Origin of the sequence: Dactylosporangium fulvum (genome assembly GCF_025137375.1) — a bacterium.
Taxonomy (GTDB): domain Bacteria; phylum Actinomycetota; class Actinomycetes; order Mycobacteriales; family Micromonosporaceae; genus Dactylosporangium; species Dactylosporangium fulvum.
This window is the reverse complement of record NZ_CP073720.1, coordinates 2,715,913-2,738,430: the sequence shown is the minus strand read 5'-3', so window position 1 is coordinate 2,738,430 and position 22,518 is coordinate 2,715,913. Positions and strand designations below refer to the sequence as shown.

The 22,518-nt window shown below is 74.0% G+C and carries 16 protein-coding genes; 3 read left to right on the top strand and 13 right to left on the bottom strand.

The features are described from left to right. Nucleotides 1-3: 3 nt before the first annotated feature. The 3 genes from Dfulv_RS12725 to Dfulv_RS12715 are packed head-to-tail and all read right to left on the bottom strand — an operon-like array spanning nt 4 to nt 6,679. Complete coding sequence (locus tag Dfulv_RS12725; RefSeq protein ID WP_259863074.1) at nt 4-4,458, bottom strand: hypothetical protein; 4,455 nt, start codon at nt 4,456-4,458, stop codon at nt 4-6. Continuing rightward, complete coding sequence (locus Dfulv_RS12720) at nt 4,458-5,183, bottom strand: hypothetical protein (RefSeq protein ID WP_259863072.1); 726 nt, start codon at nt 5,181-5,183, stop codon at nt 4,458-4,460. Before Dfulv_RS12720 ends, Dfulv_RS12725 begins: the two co-directional genes overlap by 1 nt. Then, nucleotides 5,180-6,679 carry a hypothetical protein gene (locus Dfulv_RS12715; protein ID WP_259863071.1) on the bottom strand — a complete coding sequence of 500 codons (1,500 nt, stop codon included), beginning with the start codon at nt 6,677-6,679 and terminating at the stop codon, nt 5,180-5,182. Before Dfulv_RS12715 ends, Dfulv_RS12720 begins: the two co-directional genes overlap by 4 nt. A 57-nt stretch (nt 6,680-6,736) precedes the next feature. On the opposite strand from Dfulv_RS12715, the gene Dfulv_RS12710 reads away from it, so the two are divergent. Then, on the top strand, nt 6,737-8,209 hold the full coding sequence (locus Dfulv_RS12710; RefSeq protein ID WP_259863070.1) for a dihydrolipoyl dehydrogenase family protein: 1,473 nt from the start codon (nt 6,737-6,739) through the stop codon (nt 8,207-8,209). Nucleotides 8,210-8,304: 95 nt separating this feature from the next. Here the strand turns inward: Dfulv_RS12710 and Dfulv_RS12705 are convergent, their stop codons facing one another. The 3 genes from Dfulv_RS12705 to Dfulv_RS12695 all read right to left on the bottom strand — a co-directional run bounded on the left by Dfulv_RS12705 (nt 8,305) and on the right by Dfulv_RS12695 (nt 11,832). After that, nucleotides 8,305-8,988 (bottom strand): GAP family protein, encoded by a 684-nt coding sequence (locus Dfulv_RS12705; RefSeq protein WP_259863069.1) that lies wholly within the window; start codon nt 8,986-8,988, stop codon nt 8,305-8,307. 93 nt (nt 8,989-9,081) lie between these two features. Next, nucleotides 9,082-9,774: a B3/B4 domain-containing protein gene (locus Dfulv_RS12700; protein ID WP_259863068.1), complete on the bottom strand. Its 693-nt coding sequence runs from the start codon at nt 9,772-9,774 to the stop codon at nt 9,082-9,084. Nucleotides 9,775-9,846: 72 nt separating this feature from the next. Then, nucleotides 9,847-11,832, bottom strand: coding sequence for an Hsp70 family protein (locus Dfulv_RS12695; RefSeq protein ID WP_259863067.1), 1,986 nt, complete (start codon nt 11,830-11,832; stop codon nt 9,847-9,849). Between the two features lie 134 nt (nt 11,833-11,966). Here Dfulv_RS12695 and Dfulv_RS12690 point away from each other — a divergent pair, with 134 nt between their 5' ends. Then, nucleotides 11,967-12,464 carry a beta-lactamase family protein gene (locus Dfulv_RS12690; protein ID WP_259863066.1) on the top strand — a complete coding sequence of 166 codons (498 nt, stop codon included), beginning with the start codon at nt 11,967-11,969 and terminating at the stop codon, nt 12,462-12,464. Between the two features lie 30 nt (nt 12,465-12,494). On the opposite strand, the gene Dfulv_RS12685 is transcribed toward Dfulv_RS12690, so the two are convergent. The 7 genes from Dfulv_RS12685 to Dfulv_RS12655 all read right to left on the bottom strand — a co-directional run bounded on the left by Dfulv_RS12685 (nt 12,495) and on the right by Dfulv_RS12655 (nt 20,656). Continuing rightward, a complete protein-coding gene (locus tag Dfulv_RS12685; protein WP_259863065.1) occupies nt 12,495-13,817 on the bottom strand; it encodes an FHA domain-containing protein in 1,323 nt (440 codons plus the stop codon). A gap of 230 nt (nt 13,818-14,047) precedes the next feature. Then, the gene (locus tag Dfulv_RS12680) at nt 14,048-15,178 is read right to left on the bottom strand and encodes an MsnO8 family LLM class oxidoreductase (protein WP_259863064.1); all 1,131 of its coding nucleotides are present in this window, start codon (nt 15,176-15,178) and stop codon (nt 14,048-14,050) included. Continuing rightward, the gene (locus Dfulv_RS12675) at nt 15,175-16,215 is read right to left on the bottom strand and encodes an LLM class flavin-dependent oxidoreductase (RefSeq protein ID WP_259863063.1); all 1,041 of its coding nucleotides are present in this window, start codon (nt 16,213-16,215) and stop codon (nt 15,175-15,177) included. The genes Dfulv_RS12680 and Dfulv_RS12675 overlap by 4 nt, the downstream gene beginning before the upstream one ends. Continuing rightward, nucleotides 16,212-17,309 carry an LLM class flavin-dependent oxidoreductase gene (locus Dfulv_RS12670; RefSeq protein WP_259863061.1) on the bottom strand — a complete coding sequence of 366 codons (1,098 nt, stop codon included), beginning with the start codon at nt 17,307-17,309 and terminating at the stop codon, nt 16,212-16,214. The genes Dfulv_RS12675 and Dfulv_RS12670 overlap by 4 nt, the downstream gene beginning before the upstream one ends. Further along, complete coding sequence (locus Dfulv_RS12665) at nt 17,302-18,627, bottom strand: NtaA/DmoA family FMN-dependent monooxygenase (RefSeq protein ID WP_259863060.1); 1,326 nt, start codon at nt 18,625-18,627, stop codon at nt 17,302-17,304. The genes Dfulv_RS12670 and Dfulv_RS12665 overlap by 8 nt, the downstream gene beginning before the upstream one ends. Beyond that, a complete protein-coding gene (locus Dfulv_RS12660; protein ID WP_259863059.1) occupies nt 18,624-19,790 on the bottom strand; it encodes an LLM class flavin-dependent oxidoreductase in 1,167 nt (388 codons plus the stop codon). Before Dfulv_RS12660 ends, Dfulv_RS12665 begins: the two co-directional genes overlap by 4 nt. Then, entirely contained in the window at nt 19,787-20,656 is an 870-nt protein-coding gene (locus Dfulv_RS12655; protein ID WP_259863058.1) for a glutathione S-transferase C-terminal domain-containing protein, read from the bottom strand. Before Dfulv_RS12655 ends, Dfulv_RS12660 begins: the two co-directional genes overlap by 4 nt. Before the next feature lie 239 nt (nt 20,657-20,895). On the opposite strand from Dfulv_RS12655, the gene Dfulv_RS12650 reads away from it, so the two are divergent. After that, on the top strand, nt 20,896-22,518 hold the full coding sequence (locus Dfulv_RS12650) for an ABC transporter substrate-binding protein (protein WP_259863057.1): 1,623 nt from the start codon (nt 20,896-20,898) through the stop codon (nt 22,516-22,518).

The window sequence follows — 22,518 nt, the reverse complement described above, 5'->3', positions numbered from 1 at the left end:
GCCTTAAAGCAGGGTCTCCTGGACCGGGAAGGTCAGGCGGGCCGTCGTGATGCCCTCGATCATCTGGTCGTCGTTGAGGTCCCGGGCCATCACCTGCGCGTAGTTGCGGCCCCGGTGGTGCGTGTTGCGCATCCGCACCACGTTGGGGAACCGGCCCACCGCGCGCATGTCGCCGAGGCCCGACAGGAACACCAGCTGGATGCCGTTCGCGGCGGCCACCCGGCGCTGCAGGTCGAGGAACGCGACGTAGTTGGCGGTGCCGAGCGGGTTGTCCATCGGCAGCACGCCCAAGCCTGGCACGTCGCCGCCGCGGTTGGCCGCCCGCAGCCGCGCGAGCATGCAGAACAGCAACAGGCTGATCGTGACCTTCTCGCCGCCGGACCACTTGCTCATCAGCTCGACCGGCTGCCGGTCCTCGCCGAGTTCTGTCGACGGCTTGAGCACCCGCGCGACGAAGTTGCCCCGGCCGACCACGGCGGTCGTCGCCTCCCACACCAAGGCCAGACCGTCGGGGATCGCGTCCGGCTTGGCGACGAGCCGGTCGACGAGCCGCTCCACGCGGCTGCGCAGCGTCGGGTCGCTGGTGTCCACATTGGACCTTGGCCCGACGTCGAGGAAGCGCCGGTTGCGCAGGTGGTCGGCGAGTCCGGGCGGCAGCTGCGCGTGGTGCTGCGCGCGCTGGAGGGTCTTGAGCCCTTCCCGTACCTCCGCGCAGAGCGCCGTCACGACGAGGTGCTTGTCCTTGTCGACGGCGGCCAGCTCGCCGGCGAGCGCGTGCCGGTATGTCGCCAGCTCCACCGCCAGCCGCTCCGCCTCGGCGACGCTCAGCCCGGCGCTCTGCTCGCTGCGGAACCGGTCACGGACCTCGGCGGTGACGGCGGCGAACCGCTCCTCGCCCGCCCACCGGTCCATCCGGTGCACCTCGGCGTGCAGCTGGCTGCGGCAGGCCGAGACGGCCCGTTCCGCACCCTGCAGCGAGCGCCGCGCACCCCGGGCCGCCTCGCGGGCCGCGTCGGTGTCCACGGCGAACGGCGCGGCACCCTCCACAGCGGACTCTTCGTCGGGCAGGTCCGCACGCAGGTCGCCGACGAGGTCCCGCAGGTCGACCGCCCGGCGCCGCCCGGCCGCCACGGCCGTCTCCGCCGCCGCCGCACGTGCCCGGGCCTCCTGCTCGTCGGCCTGCCGGGCCGCGAGGTGCGCGCCGAGCAGCGCCGCCAGCCGGGCCGCCGTCGCGGCGTCGCCCGGTTCCCCGGCCTCCATCCCTTCCAGTTGTACCGCCAGTGCCGCCGCCAGCTCCCCCGGCGTGGGCCGGGCGGCCGCGCACGCGTCGAGGTCCCCCTGCGCCGCCTGCGCCTCGGTCTCGGCCCGGGTGGCGTCGGCGCGGGCCGCGAAGTGCTCCCGCTCGGCCTCCTCGGTGCTGCGCCGCACCGCGTCGGCGTCGGCCGCCCCGGTGGTGCCGGCCAGCGCGACCGCGGCCTCCCGCTCCTCGGCGGTGAACTGCTGGATCTGCCGTTCGAGGCTGTCCAGCCGCTTGGTGATCTCGGTGACGGTGGCCTCGATGGCGGAGCCGGACGACTGCCGCGCGTACGCCTCGTCCGCCGCCTGGTAGGCGCTCGCCGCGGCGGCCAGGCCGGGCAGCGGGTCGGGCACCGGCCCGTCGGCGATGCGGCGCAGTTCCTCGGCCCGGGCCCGGTAGCCGCGGACCGTGCTCCGGTGCTGGTCCGCCCCGGTGCCGCACCGGGCTGCGGCGGCCGCGGCGGCCCGCTCGGCGTCCTCGGCCTGGCCCAGCCGGGTCTCCCGGGCGGTCCGCTCGGTGGGCAGGCCGGCGCGCTCCGCGCGCAGTTCGGCGGCCTCCGCCGCGCGGCGGGCCAGGTCACGCAGCACCCCGATGCGGGTCGCGAGGATGCGGCGGCGCTCCGCGAGCCCCTGCTGCTCGGCCCGCAGCTCACCGGCGCGCCCGTCGAGCCCGGCGCGGGTGGTCTCCAGCTCGGCGGCCCGCTCATGCGCGGCGGCGAGCAGGCCGGTGAGCCGCTCGTGCTCGGCGTCGAGGTGCTCGCGGTGCCCGGGCGGGCAGCGGTCGGCGAGCTGCCGCAGCTGCTCCTTGAGCCGCAGGTCGTGGTCGCGGGCGTCGAGGAGCTCCTGGACCCGCTCACCGCGGCCGGCCCGCCCGGCGGCGCGCCGGTCGGCCTCGCGGGCGGCGGCGGTGCGGTCGTAGAGCGCCGGCGCGGGGGCGAGCACGAACCCGTCCGGGGCGGCGGCCGGTGCGCCGACCGCGGCCCGCAGCGCGGCGGTCGTGGCGACCTGGACGGCGCTGGTCGGGAAGAGCTGCGCCGCCTCCAGCGCGGCGCGGGCCCGGTCGAGGTCGGCCGGGTCGTGGACGAGCAGGCCGCCGACGAGGTGCGGCACGCTTGCCACGGTGGCCGTCCAGCGGTCCGGCGGCACGGCGTCGGCGAGCAGGTGCCAGCCGGTCGTCGCGGGGATCCGCTCGGCGGCGAGGACGTCGGCGGCGCGGGCCAGATCGAGCGCGGCCGGCAACAGCCCGCGCGCGGAGGCGAGGGCCTGCACCGCGCGGTCGTCCTCGGCGTCGGCGACGGCGAGCTGGATGCGTTGCCGGTCGGCGGCGATGATGGCCTCGGCCAGCAGCTCGGCGAGAAGCCGCTGCTCCGCGACCGGATCGACGCGGTCCTGTTCGATGAGGGCGGTGAGCCGCGGGTCGGTGGCCAGGGCGTCGATCTCGGCGAGCAGCGGCGTGCGCTCCGCGTCGAGGGTCGCGTGCTGGTGGGTGAGCTCGGTGATGGCGGCCTGCACCGCACTGCGGTCGCGCTCGTAGGCGGCCCGGTCGTCGTCGAGCCGCGCGGCCGCGGCGGGCAGCTCGGCGGTGAGCCGCCGCTCCGCGTCCTGGTCCTCGTGCCGGCTCGCAGCCAGCGCCGCGGCGAGGCTGTCGTCGAGCCCGCCGCCGTCCGCATCCGGCAGGTGACCGGTGTCCGCCGCGGCGCGCAGGTCGGCGTCGAACGACGCCAGCTGCGCCTCGATGGTCCGCTGCCGGGTGGCCAGGCCGCCCAGCTCGGCGCGCAACGTGTCGGCGAGGGAACGGGCCTCGGCCTGCTCCCGGGATGCCTGCGCCGCCCGGCCGGTCAGCGCCGTGACCGTGTCGTCGAGCTCGGCGCAGGCGGCCCGCAGGACCGCGAGGTACACCGCTGCCGCCGCCGCGCGGGCCTGCCGCAGGGGCGCGGCGCCCGCCTCGGCCTCCTGCTGCTGGTGCCGCAGCGCTTCCAGGCGGCCGAGCAGGCCGTCGCGCTCGATGAGTGCCGGCACCAGCTGCCAGGCGCGGTGCCGGTGGCGGCGGTCGAGGACGGTCGCCTCCGCCGCACGCACGGCCCGTGCCGTGTCGGCGCTCTTGAGACGGGCGGCCTCGAAGCGCATCTCCCGCAGGCGCGTGTCCAGGGCGGCCGCGCGCTCGGCGGCCTCGCGGGCCGACCGTTCCGCGGCGCCCGCCGTGGTCAGCGCCGTCTCCGCCGCGTCGCTCGCCCGGTCCGCGGCGGCGGCGAGCGCGTCGGCGAGCCCGGCGGCGGCCGTGCGCTCGCCCGCGGCCCGCTCCTCGGCCGCGGCCAGCGCCTCGCGGGCCTTGACCAGGTCGGCGAGCAGCCCGGTCGCCTCGTCGCAGAACGACACCTCCGCCCGCAGCCGCGGCTGGCGGGCCAGCCGGTCCCGGGTGCCACGCAGGATCGTGGCGACTTTCGCCGCCGAGGTGGGCTCGGTGACGAGGCTGAGGAGGTACTGGACGAAGTCGTCGGAGGTCTTGAACTTGAAGTGGTGCTCGATGCCGCCCTCGGTGGCGTTGATCTTCAGGATCGCGGTGAACAGGCCCGGGTCGAGGCCGCGGTCCTGCAGCGCCTGGGTCCAGCGGTCCTGCTTCGCGGTCACCACGACGTCGGCCTCGGCCGGCAGCGACTCGACGGTGCGCACGAAGTCGCGCAGGTCCGTCTGCAGCCCGCCCAGGCCGCTGAACGGCAGCCGCTCCAGCTCGACGCCGCCGGACCGTTCGCCGGGCGTGAACGCGTACCAGCTCTGCCGGAGCCGGTCGTGCGCCGCGTTCGGGTCGGCGGGCTGGACGCGGTCGGCCCACTCGTAGACGGCGCCGGTGACGAGGCGCCGGCCGTCCGGGTCCATCCACTCGACGACCACGTGGCCGGTGTCGGCGCCGAGGATGCAGTCCTCGAGGTGCCGGCCGGTGGTGGCGGTGGCGAGGAAGTCGCGGCGGTCGGGGCGGATCAGCGCGCAGACCAGCGCGATGAGCGTCGACTTGCCGCCGCCGTTGCGCATCCACAGGATCGTGTCGAGCGGGCGGCCGTCCCGGTCGGTGAGGTCGAGCCGGACGTCGCGGAACCGGGCGGCCGGCGAGCCGACCCGGTCGAGGTAGATGCGGCGGATCCGCCAGAGCCGCGCCGGCGCCGCCATCAGGCTCCCTCCGTCGCGGCGGCGGGCGCCTCGGCCCGCACGGCCCGCACGGCGCGCATCGACTCCAGCGCCTCACCGCCGGCCATGTCGGCCACGAGCAGCCGGAACCGGTCGGTGAGCTGGTACGACGCCGGACCCATCTGCGGCATCTGCCGGGCGGCGCCGCGCTCGACGAGCCAGCCGAGGACCTCGAGGACGGCGAACTGGGTGCAGCCCCGGGCCGGGCCGGGTTGCCGGTCCTTGGGTTTGAAGGCGGCGGTACGCCGGTACACGTCGGCCGCCCGGCGGTACGCGTCCTCCTCCGGCAGCCGGTCGACGGCGTCGCGGATGAACCGGTCGATGGCGGCCACCTCGACGATCTTGACCTCGGCGGCGTCGAGGTCGGCGTCGTGCGGGAACGCGTACGCGGCGATGCCGAGCACGACCAGGCCGGCGATGAGCTTGTCGTCGGCGCTCAGGTTGCCGCCGCGCAGGTCGGCCATCCGCACCGCGAACACGCTGCCCGGCTGGGTGGTGAGCACCAGCCCGCTGCGCGGCGGCGCGCCGAGGACGACGAGCCCGAGCCCGCCGGCGACGGTGTCGACCGCGTCACGGAACGCGGTGCTCGTGCGGTACCGCTCAAGGAGCAGGCCGTACGCGTTGCCGTCCGTCGGCCGTGCGCCGGAGCGCAGCCCGAACGCGACGAGCTCCGCCGCCGCCCACACGTCCTCCATCGGCACCGTCACGCCGCTGGTTCCTCTCGCCGGTACGTCACCATCAGGTCGTCGCCCCATGCCCCGGGGTGGTCGAGCACCGCCCCGGACAGCTCCGCCGACAGCGCCGCCATCAGGGAGGTCAGGCCGGCGTCGCCCTCCTCGTCGCCGTCGGCCTCGTCGCCGCCGTCGGTGTCCGGCGCGTACGACCACAGTGCGGACAGCAGCACGAGCTCGCGCTCGTCCGGATCGGCGGCCTCGGCGAGCAGCGACGACAGCGACACCGGCCGGTCCTCGGCCCGGCGCAGGATCCGGGTCGCGGCGGCGACCACCGCGGCCGGGTACGACTGGAGGTCGACCCCTTCGGCGTCGCCGGGCAGCTCGGGCTCGACGTCGACCGGGCCGGTCGCCCGCGGCGGCGCGAGCAGCATGTCCACGAGGTTGTCGAGGTGCAGCAGCCGCGGCACGCGCAGGCCGAGGATCCGGTCGCCGAACGCCTCCGCGACCGGCCGGGCCGCCGTGTCGGACAGTCCCAGCACCGGGTGGAACAGCTCCGACTCGACGTTGAGCAGGCGCAGGTGCACACGGCGGGCGAAGACCTGGCTGAGCTGGGCCTGGAGGAAGACGCCACGGGCACCGGCGACGCGCTCGGCCAGGTCGAGGTGGACCTGGCGGATACGACGCAGCGTGTCGACGAGGTCACCGGACGCGCGGCGGACCTCGGCGTCGGTCTCCGTGTCGATGCCGGCCGCGACATGGTTGAGCACCTCGGCGTCGGCGGCGATCCGGGCCTCCACGTGCTCCCGGGCCCGTTCGAGACGGTTCGGCACGTCGGTCACCCAGTCGAAGGCGCGCACGTCACGCCGGGTGGCGTCGAGCACGTCGGCGAGCGAGGCGGACATGGCGACGGACACCCGCTCCGCCTGGGTCGCGGTGCGACCGGCCGCCTCGAAGCGCCGGTCCCGCAGCTGCCGCTGGAGGACCACGGAGAAGGCCGCCTCGGCGTCGTCGACGTCGAGGTCGAGGCCGTTGAGGTACACCATCACCGCCTGTGGTGAGGCGAGCACGACGGCGCCGTCGGGGCCGTCCTGCAGTTGCAGCAGCTTGAAGGCGTACTCCTCCCGGCGCCCCTCCCGCGTGTCGGCGAATGGGTAGACGAAGGCCCCCTGGTTCTCGGCGTCGTTGAGCAACCCCTTGAGCACCCAGCGTGCGGCCTCGGCGGCTCGCTCCTGGTCGGGGTGCATCAGCATGGCCAGCCCGGCGATCTCGTCGAGCAGCTCGGCGAGCGTGACCTGGCGGGCGAACCCCATCGAAGCGACCGCGATGTCGATCGCGGCGAGGGCGAGTTGCCGCAGGTCATAGGCCTCGTGGACGCCGGTGTGCGCGGCGTTGCGGACCAGCCGGGCCACCGGGTCGGTGAGGATCAGCGCCCGCCACCGGGCCCGCATGGAGGCGTCGGCAGCGGGTGAGCGGACCGTCAACGCGTCGGGCGGGACGACCGGCGGCACGTCGAACAGGTCCGGTTGCACCGGTGGAGGATATCGGGACCCCGGGTTTCACGATCGGGCGACGGGTATCCAGCGCTGGTGGCTGGATCACTGAACCCGGACCGGTCTGAGTGGGACGTGATCGTGATCGGCGGTGGCCCCGCCGGGGAGACCGCCGCGCAGTACGCGACGCGGTTCTCCGGTCTCGATGCGGTCATCGTCGAGAGTGAACTGGTCGGCGGCGAGTGCCCGTTCTGGGCGTGCGTGCCGAGCAAGGCGCTGCTGGCGCCGGTCCACCTGCTCGCCACCGGCCGGGACCTCGGCGGGACGCGGCCGCTGCTCGCCGACCGGCACCTCGACGTCGACGGTGTGCTGAACCGCCGCGACGCGATCGTCGACCACTTCGACGACGGCCGCCAGGTCGAACGGGCCCTCGGCTGGGGCCTCGACGTCGTCCGCGGGCGGGGCCGTGTCACGGGTGAGAAGACCGTCACCGTCGACGGCCGGACCCTGCGCGCCCGGCAGGCCGTGGTCGTCGCGGCCGGCAGCCGGCCGCACACGCCCGAGGTCCCGGGCCTGCGCGAGGCGCGACCGTGGTACTCCCGCGACGTGACCGCGGTGCACGAGGTACCGCGGCGGCTGCTCGTGCTCGGCGGCGGTGTCGTCGCCTGTGAGGCCGCGACCTGGCTGCGCGCGCTCGGTGCGGTGCAGATCACGATGGTGGAGCGGTCGACGCGGCTGCTCACCGACCAGGAGCCGTTCGCCGGGACGGCGGTCGCGGACAGCCTGCGTGCCTCGGGCGTCGACGTGCGGTTCGGGCAGACGGTGACCCGCGTCGAGCGGCCGACGATCAACGACTCCGGGGTCGGGCGCATCCACGGCGGGCCGGTGACGGTGACGCTCGACTCGGGTGCGACGTTGCGGGTCGACGAGGTGCTCGTGGCCGCCGGGCGCCGGCCGAACAACGAGGTGCTCGGCCCGGGCGAGGGCCGGCCGGTCGACGAGCACATGACCGTCGAGGGCATGCCGTGGCTGTACGCGGTCGGCGACGTCAGCGGCGAGTCGTACCTCACCCACATCGGCAAGTACCAGGGCCGGATCGCGGGTGAGGTCATCGCGGCGCGGGCGGCCGGGCGGTCGCTCGACGAGGCGCCGTTCAACCGCCACACCGACCTCGTCCGCCGCGGCGCCGCCGCCCAGGTGATCTTCACGGATCCCACCATCGGCACCAGCGGCCTCACCGAGGCCGGGGCGCGCCGCCAGGGCTACGACGTGGAGACGGTCGAGATGGACCTGTCGCAGCTGGACGGCGGACGGGTGCTGCGGGACCACTATCGTGGCCGGACGAAGCTGGTCATCGACCGCCGCACGGACGTGCTGCTCGGCGCGACCTTCGTCGGCACCGAGATCGCCGAGCTGATCCACTCGGCGACGGTCGCCATCTGCGCGGCCACCCCGATCAGCGCCCTGTGGCACGCGATCGGCAGCTTCCCGACCCTGAGCGACATGTGGTCGCACCTGCTGGAGTCGGTGGACGCGCAGCGGATGGCGGCGTCACGCCCGAGCCCGTGAGGTGCCGAGCCTCGCCCGCGCCGTGTTGCGCACCCGCCGGGTCCGGCCGGCGTCGGCGAGGACCTGCAGCGCCTCCCGGGAGGTCTGGTTCGCGGTCAGGCGGTGATGGTCGCGATGCCGTTGCCGAGGAGGACCGTGCCCAGCAGCAGCAGCGTCATGAAGGTGATCGTGCCGTGGTCACGCAGGAACCAGTCGTGCAACGACGACAGCCACGCCCGGACGGCGCCGTCGCGGCGGGTCAGCAGGGCCACGACCGGGCCCGCCACCGTCAGGCTGCCGATGACGACGAACAGCGCCACCGCGACGACCGTCTGCCCCGGACCCGGATTCTGCCGGGCGATGCTCATCGCCGCGGCCAGCAGGAGGCACAGGTTCTTGGGGTTCGCGGCGGACAGCATGACCCCGATCCCGGCCGCCGTCACAGGTTGCATCGTCTCGACCGCCGCCGTCCAATCCGGTAGCTTCGGCTGCCGGCCCGGTCTCGGCCGGCGCCGCCACTCGCTCGCGGCCAGCAGCAGCAGGAAGATGCCGAAGGCCAGGAACAGCGCGCCGATCGCCGCGCTGTTGCGTGACATGCCGGCCCCCGCGGAGTCGGCGACGGCGACGACGGCCGCGGTGGCGACGGCCAGGCCGCCGACCCAGCCGCCCGCCAGGGCCAGGCCGGTGCGCAGCGCGTTCTCGGTGGCCAGGATCCGCGTCACCGCGACGACGGGCAACGGGCTCAGCGCCACACCGACCGCCGGCGGCAGGACAGCGCCGATCGCCGCACCGAGTCCCATCGGCTCCCCTCAGACAGCATCGTCTGGGTTCACCGTCACACGCCCGCCGGGCCGGGCACACCATCCGCACCGGATGAGCCCTACACCCCGGGATCAGGCCCGGAACACCGGAGCGTCACGCGTCAGGACCGCCGTCGCGGGTTCCGTCCGCCACGCCGCGCGGAGTGCCCCGGCCAGGGTGCCGAGCAGCAGTGGTACGTCCGAGGCCGCGGTTTCGTGCAGCCCCTCGGCGACGATCAGCGCCGTCGTCGTCGCCGGGTGGATCGCCGAGCGGCCGCTCTGCCGGTTGGTCCAGCGGCGGGCGTGTGCGACGTTCGCGGCGTCGGCGAACACGACCTCCCCCGCGTCCGGGTGCTCGAGCTCGCCGCCGAAGGTCTCGTACTCCTCGCTGCCGTCCGCGTACCGCACCTCGAGGTCCCCGCTGATCCGGGCGACGTCCAGCGCCGCGACCGGGATCGCGAACGCGGCCGAGACCGCGTTGCACAGGTCGACCAGCGGGTGGAGCCGGGGCAGTTCGCCCTCCTTGCGCAGCCGGCGCAGCAGCGATTCCGAGGCGCAGCGGTACTGCGTGGGCTTGAGCCCCTGCGCCGCGAACGCCTTCCGCCACGCCTGGATCTGCGGCAGCTGCCCCTCGGGTCCCGACGTCAGCAGTGCGCGTGCCGTGGCCGTGTGCGCGGCGACCGCGGTGCTGACGTCGGCGTCGGGCGTGACGCCGTCGAGGAGCAGCACAGCCGGTACCAACGCGGGAAAATCGCGCCAGAGGTCATCATGATGCCGGAAGTCCACGACGGACCATGCTGGCGCAGTGCCGGAGCGCGGCGGAAGGACCACCCGGCGGCCGCCGGAGTGGACCAATGCCTACGCGCGCACCTCGAACGACGCCTGCGCGATCCGCCCGCTCCGGCGGCCGACCAGCTGAAGGTCCACAGGGCCGGCCTTGGTGCCGCTCGCGGCCGGCGTGACAGTCGCCGACAGGCTGCCGTCCGGCCCGGCGGTCAGGGTGGTGAGGAGGTCGGCGGTGGCGGCCCGGGCCACCAGCACCTCCTCGCCGGGCTGGAAGTCGCGGGCGACGAGATGTGCGCGGGTGCCGGCGCGCCCACTGTTCGGCTTGAGCTCGGCGCTCGCCTGCAACGGCAGGGACGGTGACGGCTGCGGCGCTGCGGAGGCCGACGGTGACACGCTGGGCCCGGCCTCGATCAGCCGTTCCACGGCGGACCGGCCGTCGGCGAGCAGGCCTTTCCCCCACGGGGTCAGCGCCATGATGAGGATCATGGGGATGAGCGGGAGCATCAGGAACCGCAAGCGCCGCAGGGCCCCGCCGCGCCGGCGCCGTGGCGGCTCGGGCTTGTCGCGCGGGCCGGGCTCGTCGTCCTCGTCCTTGTCGGGGGGCATGAGGTCGTCGTCCCCGTAGATGGCGACGTTCCCTTGGATGGTGACACCGGGCCCGATGACAACGGCGGGCCGGCGCGGCGGTGACGCCGGTTGGCCGGACGTCGGCGCTGTCCCCGGCTGGCCGGACGTCGGCGCGGCAGCCGGCTGGGCACTGCCGGGCGCACCCGGGTAGGCGCTGCTCAGCGCATCCGGGTAGGCGCTTGCCGGCCCGCCCGGATAGCCGCTCACCGGCGACGCCGGATAGGCACTCACAGGGCCGGCCGGGAAACCACCACTCGCAGGCGCGGTCGGGAACCCGCCGGACGCCGGATCGGCCGGGGAGGCCGCCGGCCGGGGAGCCGGTGCGGTGTCTGCCGACGGAGCAGAAGACGAGAGCGGGGAGGCGTTGGCCAGGAGCAGCGCGCCGAAGGCGACCGGGAGCTCCGGCTGCTCGGGCACGACCGGGGCCAGGCCGAACCGGGCGTGCAAGCGGCTCGCCACGAGCGGAAGGCGGCTGGAGCCGCCGACGAGGACGATCGCGGCCAGCCGGTCGGCCGGGACACCCGAGCGGTGCAGGACCCGGCGGGTCTCGTCGACGGCCCGGTCGACCAGCGGGCCGGCGATCCGGTCCAGCTCCTCGCGGGTGAGGTGGGTGGCCTGGTCCCGCCCGGGGACGTGGACCGGCGCACTCGACGAGCGGGCGAGCATCTCCTTCGCCGCCCGTACCTCCGACCAGAACACCCGCCGGTCGCGGTACTCCGCCGCCGTCCGCGGCTGCGCCAGCCGGTGCCAGAGCGCGGGGTCGGCGGCGGCGACGAGGTGGCCGAGATGGCCGACGAGGGCCGCGTCGACGTCGGTGCCGCCGAGATCGTCGAGCCCGCCGGTGGCCAGCACGCGCAGGCCGTCCGGGGCCGCCTCGACCACGGTGACGTCGAGCGTGCCGCCGCCGAAGTCGAACACCACGACACACGTGCCCGGGGGCGGCGGGCCGCCGAAGGCGCGCACACAGTACGTGGCGGCGGCGACCGGCTCGTCGAGGAGCGTGACGGCGCCGAGCCCGGCCCGTGCCGCCGCCTCCGACAGCACGGCGCGGCGCCGCGCGCCCCAGTCGACGGGGCAGGTCAGCACCGTCGACCCGGCGACCGGCACGCCGGTCTGCGCCGCCTCCGCCGCGACCCGGCGCAGGACGGCCGCGAACAGGTCGACGACGGGCACCTCACGGTCGCCGAGGAGCAGCACCCCGTCGTCGACCCGGCCCTTGGGGTTGGGCTCGAACCGCGCCGCGTCGGTCATCATGTGCCGCTCGGCGTCGCGCCCGACGTACACCGCGCCGGACACGTCGGCGAACACCGCCGACGGCAGCAGCGGGCTGCCGTCGAACAGCAGCGGGCGCGGGCTCCCGTCGCCCCGGTCGACCACGGCCACCGTGTTCGACGTGCCGAGATCCACCGCGAACCGGAACCGCCCAGCCATGAGGACGGATCGTACGGGCTCCTTACGGGTGCGATCTCAGGGGTACCGGATGGGAAAACCCCCGATGCCTTCGGGACCTCGCGGCGACGAGCCTGGCAGGACGTCCAGCCCGCAATCCTGGAGGTGTCAGAACCGTGCGTCCACTCGGTGTCGCCGTGATCGCGGCCGCACTCGTCGCCGGCCTGCCGGGCCGGTCGGTCGACGTCCCCGGCCCGCACGCCCACGGCTACGAGTCCACTGTGAACGGCTGGGTCGACGTGACCCGGGCGGACACCTCGCTGCAGTGGTCGGCCGCGGCGGTCATCTCGACGGCGCCGGACCTCGACCGGTTCATGGTGGCGCTGTTCAGCGGGCGCCTGGTCCCCGAGCCGCAGCTCACCGAGATGTTCACGGTGCCGGACGTGCCGATGTACGGCGGCGGCAAGGCGGTCTACAGCGCCGGGCTCACGAAGATCCCGGTGAGCCCGACGCTGACGGTGTGGGGCAAGAGCGGCGACCGTCCGGGGTACAACAACGGCATGGGCGCCACCCGGGACCTCAGCCGGCGGCTCGTGTTCTCGGTCAACACCCTGCACATGGGCGGCGAGCAGCCGGTGCGCTCGCAGCGCATCATCGCGGCCGCACTGGGCTGACGCCCCCGGCCCCGGCGCCCGCCGCCGCGCTCACCCGGTCAGCTCGTAGCGGATCGAGACCTGGTCGGTGAGGACCACGGCGGCGCCGGGGCGCAGCGTCTGGCTGCCACGGGCCGGCAGTTCGACCGGCCGTTCGCCGGGCTGCTGCACGATCGTGCCGTTGCGGGAGCCCAGATCAACGGCGATGACCTCCCAGCCGTCGGCGCGGATCTCGACGTGCCGCCGGGAGATGCCGTTGTCCGGACTGGTCACCGTGACGTGGTGGGCCGGGTCGGGCACACCGGGGTCCGGCACGCCGGGCGCACGGCCCAGGATGACGCGCCGGTCCAGCGGCACCGTTTCGCCGCCGGGCAGCCGGAGCACGCCGGGCAGCGGCAGGTCGACCTGGACCGGCGCCTGGGACGGCACCGGAATCCGGCACACCCGGCAGAGCACCGACCCCGGCGGGTTCGCGTGCCCGACCGGGCATCGCACGGCGGTGATCGTCGCCCCGCGCCGGCCCTCCGGCACGGCGACCCGACCGGCCGAGGACACGGCCGGTGCGACCCGGCCGGTCGAAAACTCGGCCGGCGCGGCGAGGTCGGTCGCGGACCCGGTGGGCGCGGACCGGCCGGCCGGAGACTCGGACGTGGGGGCCCAGGCGGCCGAGGCTCCGGGCACAGCGGCCCGGGCAACCGTGGAACCCGGCGCGGCAGGCCGGTCGGCCGAGGATCCGGGCACCGTGGCCCGGGCGGCCGTCGGCCCTGACCCGGCGGCCCGGGCGACCCAGGACGTGGGCTCGGCGAGGGCCGGGGGCGGCGGCTTCTCGATGAAGGCCGGCTGTTCGGCGGCCGTCCGCTGCACCGGCACCGGCCTGTCGGCCGCCGCCGGCCGCTCGGCGGGCTCCGGTTGCTCGTCGGGCTCCGGCTCGTCGGCGTATTCCACCGGCTCGGTCAGGCGCACCATGAGCGACGACGCCAGGACGACACCCCGCTCCAGGGGCAGCTCGGCCGGCACCGTCCCGAGCGGCCGCGGACCTTCGAGACGCACGGTGGCGGCCGGCCGGAACACGTCCCGGCCCGCGCCGTCCGCGGCCCGGACCGAGACGGTGTACCCGTCGACGTCGAGCACCTCGGCGTGGGCGTCGCCCCGGACCAGCGCCCGGGCGCCGTAGGCGTCGGCGCGGACGACCACGAACGACGCGGTGCCGAACGAGCCGCCGGACAGCACACTCGCGATCTCGGCGGCCGTCGCGCCCGACTGGACGAGCTTCCAGCACTCGTCCGTCTCCGGGTCGCCGGGCTGGACGTTCGCGAGGGCCCAGACGTTCTTGCCGGCGAACGCGAGCCACTCCCCGGGCACGTACCCCGTCATCCCCACCGCTCCTTCTGCCGCTGTCCCCGCCGCCCGTCGAACAGGGTACGTGGTCGCGGTGAGCAGCGCGGTGCTCCCGGTCGATGCGGCCACGATGACACGCTGACCGGCGACGCCAGGTTCTCGATGCTACCGCTCCGCGGCGGCGGAGTCGGCCTCGCGGTTGGTGTTCGGCACCGGCCGGGATCCGGTCGCCGCCGGCTGCGCCGACCGGATCCGTGCCCGCGTGGCTAGGCCCTGTCCTGGGCGAACCACTCCTTCGCGAGCAGTTCGAAGGAGCGGACGCGGTCGGCGTGGTCGTGGGTGATCGTGGTGACCAGCAGTTCGTCGGCGTCGGTCACCCGCTGGAGCGTCCGCAGCCGCTCCGCCACCTCCGGCGGCGTGCCGACGAACTGCGTGTCGATCCGGTCCTGCACGAGGGCCTGGTCCTCGGCCGTCCACGGCGCGGCGGCGGCCTCGGCCGGGGTCGGGAACGGGATCGCGCCACGGCCGGTGCGGATGCTGTGCACCCACTGGCCGTACGGCGACGCGAGATGCCGCGCCTCCTCCGCCGTCGGCGCGACGACCACGTCGGCGGACACCAGGACGTACGGCCGGTCGAGCACCCCGGACGGGCGGAACGCGGCCCGGTACGCCTCGACGGCCTCGAGGACCGTCGCCGGGCTCACGTGGTAGTTCGCCGCGAACGGCAGGCCCCGCTCCCCCGCCACCTCGGCGCTCTGCCCGGCGCTGCTGCCGAGAATCCACAGCTCGACCTTCGCGCCCTCGCCGGGTGTCACGTGCACGTCGATCCCGTCCCGGGAGTACGTGCCGGCGATGAAGGCCCGGATGTCGTCGACGACCTCGGCGAAGTCGGGCGAGACCGCCGAGGGCTGCTGCAGCAGCGCGGTCTGGACACCCCACCGGGGCGACGCGACGAGCTTCGAGAAGTCGAACTGCTCCGGGATGAGCAGCCCGTCGACGACCCGGGCGGGTTTCGGTGCGGGCTTCGGCTTCGACAGGGAGGCGACGGCCTCGGCGCGGCGCTGCCCTGACCGGCCGAGGCCCAGGTCGAGCCGGCCGGGGTGCACCGCGTCGAGGAGGCCGAACTGCTCCACGACGGACAATGCGGTCTGGTGGCCGACCTGGACCGCGCCGGAGCCGACCCGGATGCGGTCCGTCGCCGCCGCGATGAGGCCGATGAGCACCGCCGGTGCGGCGCTCGCGACCCCGTCGGTGAAGTGGTGCTCGGCGACCCAGTAGCGGTGGTAGCCGAACGACTCGGCCCGTTTGGCGATGTCGATCGTGTTTCGCAGCGCCTGCCCGGCGTCGCTGCCGGAGCTGATCGGTGCGAGGTCCAGAATGGACAGCGGTACGGTCATGTGCTCACCTTCGGCGTGGGGAACGGCCGGCTGGGGATCTCCCGGCGCAGGACAGGGGCGATCTCGCTCTGGAACAGCTCCAGCGACGCGCGGTGCTGTTTGTCGGTGAGTCCGTCGGCGTCGGCCTGCAGGTGCATCACTTCGTGGCCGAGCCGCCCGTGGTAGCGGTGGACCTTGTCGATGATCTGCTGCGGGCTGCCGACCAGGATCGAGCTGCGCTCGATCGCGTCCTCCAGCGTCGGGAACACCGGCTGGACGCCGAACCGCTTGAAGCTCTCCAGGCGGGCGTTGAAGATCGGGCGGTACGTCTCGATGGCGTCCTGCGAGTTGGGCGTGGTGTAGAAGCCCGCGCTGCCCGCGCCGACGAGCGCCCGCTCCGGCGGGAAGCCGTGGAAGGCGAGGCGCTCGCGGTAGTGGCGGACCAGTTCCTCGTAGGGCTCGACGGGATTGGTGACGTTGGCCGAGAACAGCGGGTCGCCGTGCAGCGCGGCCAGCTCGACGGAGGCTTTGCTGGTGGCGCTTCCGTGCCAGATCCGGATCGGCTGCTGCAGCGGCCGCGGCAGGGCCTCGGCGTCGGACAGTGGCGGGCGGAACCGGCCGGACCAGGTGACCCGCTCCTCCCGCCACAGCTTGGTGAACAGCTCGTAGCCCTCGCGGTTGCGGTCCCACTGGTCGTCGGCCGTGACGTGGAACAGCTTGGCCTGCGCGGCGCCGTTGCCCTTGCCGACGATGAGCTCGAGCCGGCCGTCGGAGAGGTTGTCCAGCGTCGAGTAGTCCTCGAACGCGCGGACCGGGTCGAGGAGGCTCAGCGTGGTGACGGCGGTGAAGAGCCGGATGGTGCTCGTACGCGCGGCGACGTGGCTCAGCACGACCGGCGGCGACGACGAGATGAACGGCCGTTCGTGCCGCTCGCCGACGCCGAAGCCGTCGAAGCCGAGTTCCTCGGCGAGGACGGCGTTGTCGACGACCTCGCGGAGCCGGTCGCGGGGTGACTTCTTCCCGTCGTGGACGATGAGGGTGATGGTCAGGAACTTCATTCGTGCCGCCCTTGCATGACACCTTCGGCGAAGGCGTATGCCTCCTCCAGATGCGGGTAGCCGGAGAGGATGAACTCGTCGATGCCGGCCGCCCGGTACTCGGCGATGCGGGCGGCGACCTCCGCGTGGCTGCCGACGAGCGCGGTGCCGGCGCCGCCGCGGACCAGGCCGATGCCGGCCCACAGGTTGGGTGCGACGACGAGCCGGTCGCGGTCGCCGCCGTGCAGGTCGAGCATCCGGCGCTGGCCGACCGACTCGAGCTGCCGCAGGCTCGCCTGCCGCTGCCGGATCGTGTCGTCGTCGAGCCCGGCGATGAGCCGCTCGGCGTCGTCCCAGGCGCGGTCGGCGGTGTCGCGGGTGATGACGTGCAGCCGGATGCCGAAGCGCAGCTCGCGTCCGTCCGCCTCGGCGCGGACCTTCGCCACCTTCTCGGCGACGAGTTCGACGGGCTCGCCCCAGGTGAGGTAGACGTCGGCGTGCTGCGCGGCGAGGCGGACCGCGGCGGGCGACGAGCCGCCGAGGTACACCGTCGGGATCCGCGCCGGCGGCTCGCGCAGCAGGCCGCCCTCGATGTCGTAGTGCGCGCCGCGGTGGTCGAACTGCTCGCCGGTCCACGCCTTGCGCACGACGTCGAGGAACTCGGCGGCCCGTTCGTAGCGGGCGTCGTGGTCGAACGGGTCGCCGTAGCCGCGCTGCTCGGCCGCGCTGCTGCCGATGACGACGTTGAGCAGGAGCCGGCCGCCGGACAGCCGCTGGAACGTGGCGGCCATCTGGGCGGCGAGGACCGGGGCGATGAGCCCGGGCCGGAACGCGACGAGGTACCGCAGGCGGCGGGTCGCGGCGATGAGCGCGGCCGTGGTGAGCCAGGCGTCCTCGCAGTGCGCCCCGGTCGGGGTCAGCACCCCGGCGTAGCCGAGCTGGTCGGCGGCGCGGGCGATCTGGGTGAGGTAGTCCAGCGTCGGCTCCCGGTGGGTGGCCGACCGGGGCAGCGGCGCGGTGTCCTGCGCGCCGATGATGCCACCGTGGCTGCCCGCGCCGACGGCGTGGTCGTCGCCGCCGGTCGGCAGGAACCAGTGGTACACCGGCTCACTCATGCTGAAGTCCGAGGTGTCCGCGCAGCGTGGTCGTGGTGTAGTCGGCGCGGAGGACGCCGCGCTCCTGCAGCAGCGGCACCACCCGGTCGACGAACTCGTCGAGGCCGCCGGGCACGATGTGCGGCACGAGGATGAACCCGTCGGCGGCGTCGTTCTGCACGAACTCGTTCAGCGTCGCCGCGATCGTGGCCGGGGTGCCGATGAACGTCTGCCGGCCGGTGACCTCGATGACGAGGTCGCGGATGCCGAGGCCCTTCTCCTCGGCGAGGGCCCGCCACTGCCGTGCCGTCGCGACCGGGTCGTCGTACATCCGGGTGCGTCCCTTGATGATCGAGTCGTCGTCGAGGACGGGGTCGAACGCGGGCAGCGGCCCCTCCGGGTCGTGGTCGCTGAGATCCTTGTTCCACAGCTGCTCGAGCAGCAGGATCGCGGTCTGCGGGCTCACCTGCTGCCGCCGGATGTGGTGGGCCTTCTCGCGGGCGTCGTCCTCGGTGTCGCCGAGCACGAACGTGCTGGCCGGGAGGATCTTCAGCTCGTCGGGCCGGCGCCCGTACTTCGCCATGCGCCCCTTGACGTCGGCGTAGAACGCCTTGCCGGCCTCCAGCGTGCCGTGGCGGGAGAAGATGGCGTCGGCGTCCTTCGCGGCGAACTCGCGGCCCGGGCCGGAGTCGCCGGCCTGGATGATGAGCGGCCGCCCCTGCGGGCTGCGCGGCACGGTGAAGTGCCCCTCGATGTCGACGTGCCGCCCTTTGTGGACGAATCCGCCCGGGTCGCCGTGGCGCACGAACACGCCGCCGGCGGGATCGGCGACGACCTCGTCCGCGGGCCAGGTCTCCCACAGCTCGCGGGCGGTCTGGAGGACCTCGGCGGCCCGGGTGTACCGGTCGGCGCGGTCGAGGTAGCCGCCGCGGCGGAAGTTCTCCCCGGTGAACGCGTCGGAGGAGGTGACGACGTTCCAGCCGGCCCGGCCGCCGGACAGGTGGTCGAGCGAGGCGAGCTTGCGGGCCAGCTCGTACGGCTCGTTGAAGGTCGCGTTGACGGTGCCGGTGAGCCCGAGGTGGGTGGTGACCGCCGCGAGCCCGGCGAGCACGGTCAGCGCGTCGGGCCGGCCGACGACGTCGAGGTCGTGGATGCGGCCACCCTGCTCACGCAGGCGCAGCCCCTCGGCGAGGAAGAAGAAGTCGAACCTGCCCCGCTCCGCCGTGCGGGCGAAGCGCTCGAACGATTCGAACGCGATCTGGCTGCCGGACGCCGGGTCGCTCCACACGGTGGTGTTGTTGACGCCGGGGAAGTGCGCGGCCAGGATCACCTGCTTCATGCCGGGGCTCCCGCATAGCGGTTCCGCGCGGCGGGCAGGCCCAGGTGTCCGCGCAGGGTCGTGGACGTGTACTCGTCGCGGAACGCCCCACGGGAACGCAGCACCGGCAGCAGGCCGTCGACGATCGACGTGAGATCCGCCGGCAGGGCACCCGGGCGGAGCCGGAAGCCGTCGAGGCCCGCGGCCCGCCACTCCAGCAGCAGGTCGGCCAGCTCCTCGGCGGTGCCGGTGAAGACGAGGGCGTCGCTGACGTACGGCACCCCGTCGAGCTCGTCGAGGCGGGCCTTGCGGTCCGCGTCCAGGAACACCACCAGGTCGGCGAAGACCTTGACCGGCCGGTCGGTCAGCGACCGGACCTCGGCGGCGATCGCCGTCGCCTGGCCCACGTTGTGCGGGGTCACGTAGACCACGTCGGCGGCCGCGGCGGCGAACTCGTACGGGACACGGGCGTGCGCGAGGGCGGTGACGACCGGCTGGCCCTGGGGCGGGCGCGGGGTGATCGACGGGCCCTTGACGCTGAAGTGCTTGCCGGTGAAGTTGACGTAGTGCAGCTTGTCGCGGTCGATGAACCGGCCGGTGGCGGCGTCGCGGATCTCGGCGTCGTCCTCCCAGCTGTCCCACAGCCGCCGGACCACCTCGACGTGGTCGGCCGCCTCGGCGAAGAGCTCCGCGATGAACGCCTGCACCTCGGCGTCGTCGATCCGGGTCACGTCGAGGTCCGGGAATTCCCGGTGGCCGAAGTGACGCGCCTCGGCCGGCCGGCCGGAGACCTGGACCCGCCAGCCGGCCCGGCCGCGGCTGAGGTAGTCGAGCGTGGCGAGCTGCGTGGAGACGTGGAACGGCTCGGTGTGCGTGACGGTGACCGTCGGCACCAGCCCGATGTGGGTGGTGACCGGCGCGATCCGCGCGGCGATGAGCAGCGCGTCGAGGCGGCCCTTGACGTGGTCGGCACGACCGTCGAGCTGCAGGTGGTCGCCCGGCTGGAGACCGAGCGAGTCCTCGATGGTGACGAAGTCGAGCTTGCCGCGCTCGGCCTCGCGGATCAGCTCCAGCCAGTACCGCGGCGTGAGGAGGTCGGCGGGGCGGGCGGCCGGGTCGCGCCAGGCCGCGGGGTGCCAGCCGGCGCCGTCGAGCGCGACGGCGATATGGAGTCCGCCGGTCATGCGGACACTCCTTCCGGGCGCTCGGCGGGTGCGGTCCAGTCGAGGGCCGGCGCGCCGGGCGCGGTGAACGTGCTGAAGTCGGTCGTGTCACGGAAGGCCGGGACGGTGTAGAGGTCCCGGGCGTAGGCCCACAGGTGCGGGTACTCCTCGAGGCCGGTGCCGTAGCGCACGAGTGTCACCCAGAGCCGGATGTCGGCCTCGGTGATCGCGGGTCCGGTGAGGTAGCGCCGGGTGGCGAGGCGCTCGTCGAGCGTGGCGAACGCGTCGAGCAGCGCGGTGCGGGCGGCGGCGTCACCCGCGGCGGCCCGCTGGACGCCGTGGTTGACCGCCGGGCCGAGCCAGGCGTCGAGCTGCTCGATCTCCTCGCGCAGCGCCTCCGGGTAGGTCTCGACCAGCGGCTCGGCGACGTCACGGAACCGGGTGGCGAAGTCGATGCCGATCGTCCGGAAGTCGTTGCTCAGGACCCGGCCGCGGGCACGGTCCCAGAGCACCGGGACGGACACGTGCCCGTCGAAGTCGGGCTCGGTCGCCTCGTACGCCTGCCGCAGCAGCGTGAAGCCGTTGACGGGGTCGGGGCCGTACCGCTCGCGGAAGGCCCAGCCGCGACCGTCCCGAGCATTGTCCACATAGGACACTGAGACCACGTCGCGGAGACCGGCGAGCTCGAGCGCGATGGTGGTCCGCTGCGACCACGGGCAGAACCAGCCCGCGTAGACGTGATACCGGCCCGGGACGGCCTCGGTGACGCGGTCGGTGAAGCGGTAGAGCGGACGGGGGTCGTCGGGACTGCGGACGATGCGGTACTCGCCATGGGCGGCGGTGTCGACAGGACTCGCCAGCCTGCTGGAACGCGGCAGTTTCGGCATGTGAACCTCCGTGGATCCGGAGCGTGATAGCCGACTAATCCTACTTGTAAGCTATGGTTTGCGCCAGGGGTTCGTGACGCGGACCTCGGTTCGTTGACAGCCGGCGATGGCCGCTGCTGCACTGACGAACATGACGCCGTCGACGCTGTGCGGCCACGCCGGCACCTGTCCGGTCTGACGCTTCCCCTCGCCAACTTCTTCCGCGCCATCCCCGGCACACCAAACTTAAGGGATCTTGCATGCGTAGATATCTGGCCGCACTCGCCGTCGCCGGCTTACTCCTCGCCGGCTGCAACGGCGCCGCCGCCGAACCGGACGCCGCCGCCGGCGGACCCGTCCAGGGCGGCTCGCTGACCTGGGCGGTCGAGACCGAGCCGATCACCTTCAACCCGCACCAGTACCAGCAGGCCAAGGCCCGCCTGCTGGTCTGGAACAGCTTCGAGTCCCTGCTCACGCACGACGACAAGGGCGGCTACCTGCCCTGGCTGGCGAAGTCCTACGACGTGTCGGCCGACGGCCTCACGTACACCCTCAAGCTCCGCGACGACGTGACCTTCCACGACGGCGAGAAGTTCAACGCCGCCGCGGTGAAGGCCAACCTCGACCAGCTGTTGGTGGCCGGGTACGCGCCGTCGGTCATCTCGACCCAGCTGAAGAACTTCCAGGACGCGAAGGTCGTCGACGACACCACGATCGAGATCCACCTCAAGAAGCCCGACGTGCTGATCCTCGACTTCTTCGCCTCGCCGCAGGGCGCGCAGGTCTCGCCGAAGTCGCTCAAGAGCCCCAACCTCAAGGCCGGCGGCCCCGACGTCGTGGGGACCGGGCCGTTCATCCTCGACCGTTACAACAAGGGTCAGGAGGTCCACTACAAGAAGAACCCGGCGTACCAGTGGGCCCCCTCGAACGCCGGTCACCAGGGCCCCGCCTACCTCGACGAGGTCACCTACCGGTTCCTCAAGGAGTCGTCGGTACGGGTGGGCGCGCTGACCTCCGGCCAGGTGGACGTGGTCGAGGGGGTGCCGGCAACCGAGCAGGAGCTGATCAAGGGCGACCCGAACCTCACCTTCAACAAGTCGCTCAACAGCGGCACCGCGTACAGCTACTACTTCAACCAGACCAAGGCACCGTTCAACGACGAGAAGGTGCGCCGCGCGTTCCGCGACGCCGTCGACGTCGACGCGATCCTGCAGGGCGTCTACCGCGGCTCCGCGACGCGGGCGTGGAGCATCCTCAGCCCGTCCGGCCCGTTCTACGACGCGTCGCTGGAGAAGACCTACGGCAACAACCCGGCCAACGCCAACAAGCTCCTCGACGAGGCCGGCTGGGCGACCAAGGACGCCGAGGGCTTCCGGACGAAGGACGGCAAGCGGCTGACCGTCCGGATCTTCCTCAGCGCGCCGTTCGTGCGGGACAAGCGCGACATCCTCGCGCAGGCGGTGCAGGCCGCGGTGAAGCAGTCCGCCGGCATCGACCTCCAGGTCAAGGTCGTCGACCAGGGCACCGCGACCGACGCGCTCGCCAAGAACGACTTCGAGGTGTTCGACAACTCCCGCGCCGACACCGACGCCGGCGCCGCGCTCAGCCTGATCCTGCCGAAGGGCGCGCCGATCAACCGGCACGGCTTCACGTCGCCGGAGGTCGACGAGCTGGTCGCCCAGGGGCAGACCACGAGCGACGTGACCAAGCGCAAGGAGATCTACACGAAGCTGCAGCGGGCAGCCGTCGCCGACAACACGATCCTGCTGCCGCTCTACGCCCCGGCCGACCAGATCGGGGCCCAGAAGAAGGTGGGCGGCCTGCGGTTCGAGCCGACCGCAGGGGTGCCGGGCAGCGCGTACACGGTCTGGATCAGCAGGTAG

What these genes read in the sequence shown, in the direction of transcription:
- Dfulv_RS12660 (WP_259863059.1), bottom strand. Translation starts at nt 19,790, where the DNA reads ATGACCGGCGGACTCCATATCGCCGTCGCGCTCGACGGCGCCGGCTGG.
- Dfulv_RS12705 (WP_259863069.1), bottom strand. Translation starts at nt 8,988, where the DNA reads ATGGGACTCGGTGCGGCGATCGGCGCTGTCCTGCCGCCGGCGGTCGGT.
- Dfulv_RS12680 (WP_259863064.1), bottom strand. Translation starts at nt 15,178, where the DNA reads ATGACCGTACCGCTGTCCATTCTGGACCTCGCACCGATCAGCTCCGGC.
- Dfulv_RS12665 (WP_259863060.1), bottom strand. Translation starts at nt 18,627, where the DNA reads ATGAAGCAGGTGATCCTGGCCGCGCACTTCCCCGGCGTCAACAACACC.
- Dfulv_RS12650 (WP_259863057.1), top strand. Translation starts at nt 20,896, where the DNA reads ATGCGTAGATATCTGGCCGCACTCGCCGTCGCCGGCTTACTCCTCGCC.
- Dfulv_RS12725 (WP_259863074.1), bottom strand. Translation starts at nt 4,458, where the DNA reads ATGGCGGCGCCGGCGCGGCTCTGGCGGATCCGCCGCATCTACCTCGAC.
- Dfulv_RS12685 (WP_259863065.1), bottom strand. Translation starts at nt 13,817, where the DNA reads ATGACGGGGTACGTGCCCGGGGAGTGGCTCGCGTTCGCCGGCAAGAAC.
- Dfulv_RS12675 (WP_259863063.1), bottom strand. Translation starts at nt 16,215, where the DNA reads ATGAAGTTCCTGACCATCACCCTCATCGTCCACGACGGGAAGAAGTCA.
- Dfulv_RS12655 (WP_259863058.1), bottom strand. Translation starts at nt 20,656, where the DNA reads ATGCCGAAACTGCCGCGTTCCAGCAGGCTGGCGAGTCCTGTCGACACC.
- Dfulv_RS12695 (WP_259863067.1), bottom strand. Translation starts at nt 11,832, where the DNA reads ATGGCTGGGCGGTTCCGGTTCGCGGTGGATCTCGGCACGTCGAACACG.
- Dfulv_RS12670 (WP_259863061.1), bottom strand. Translation starts at nt 17,309, where the DNA reads ATGAGTGAGCCGGTGTACCACTGGTTCCTGCCGACCGGCGGCGACGAC.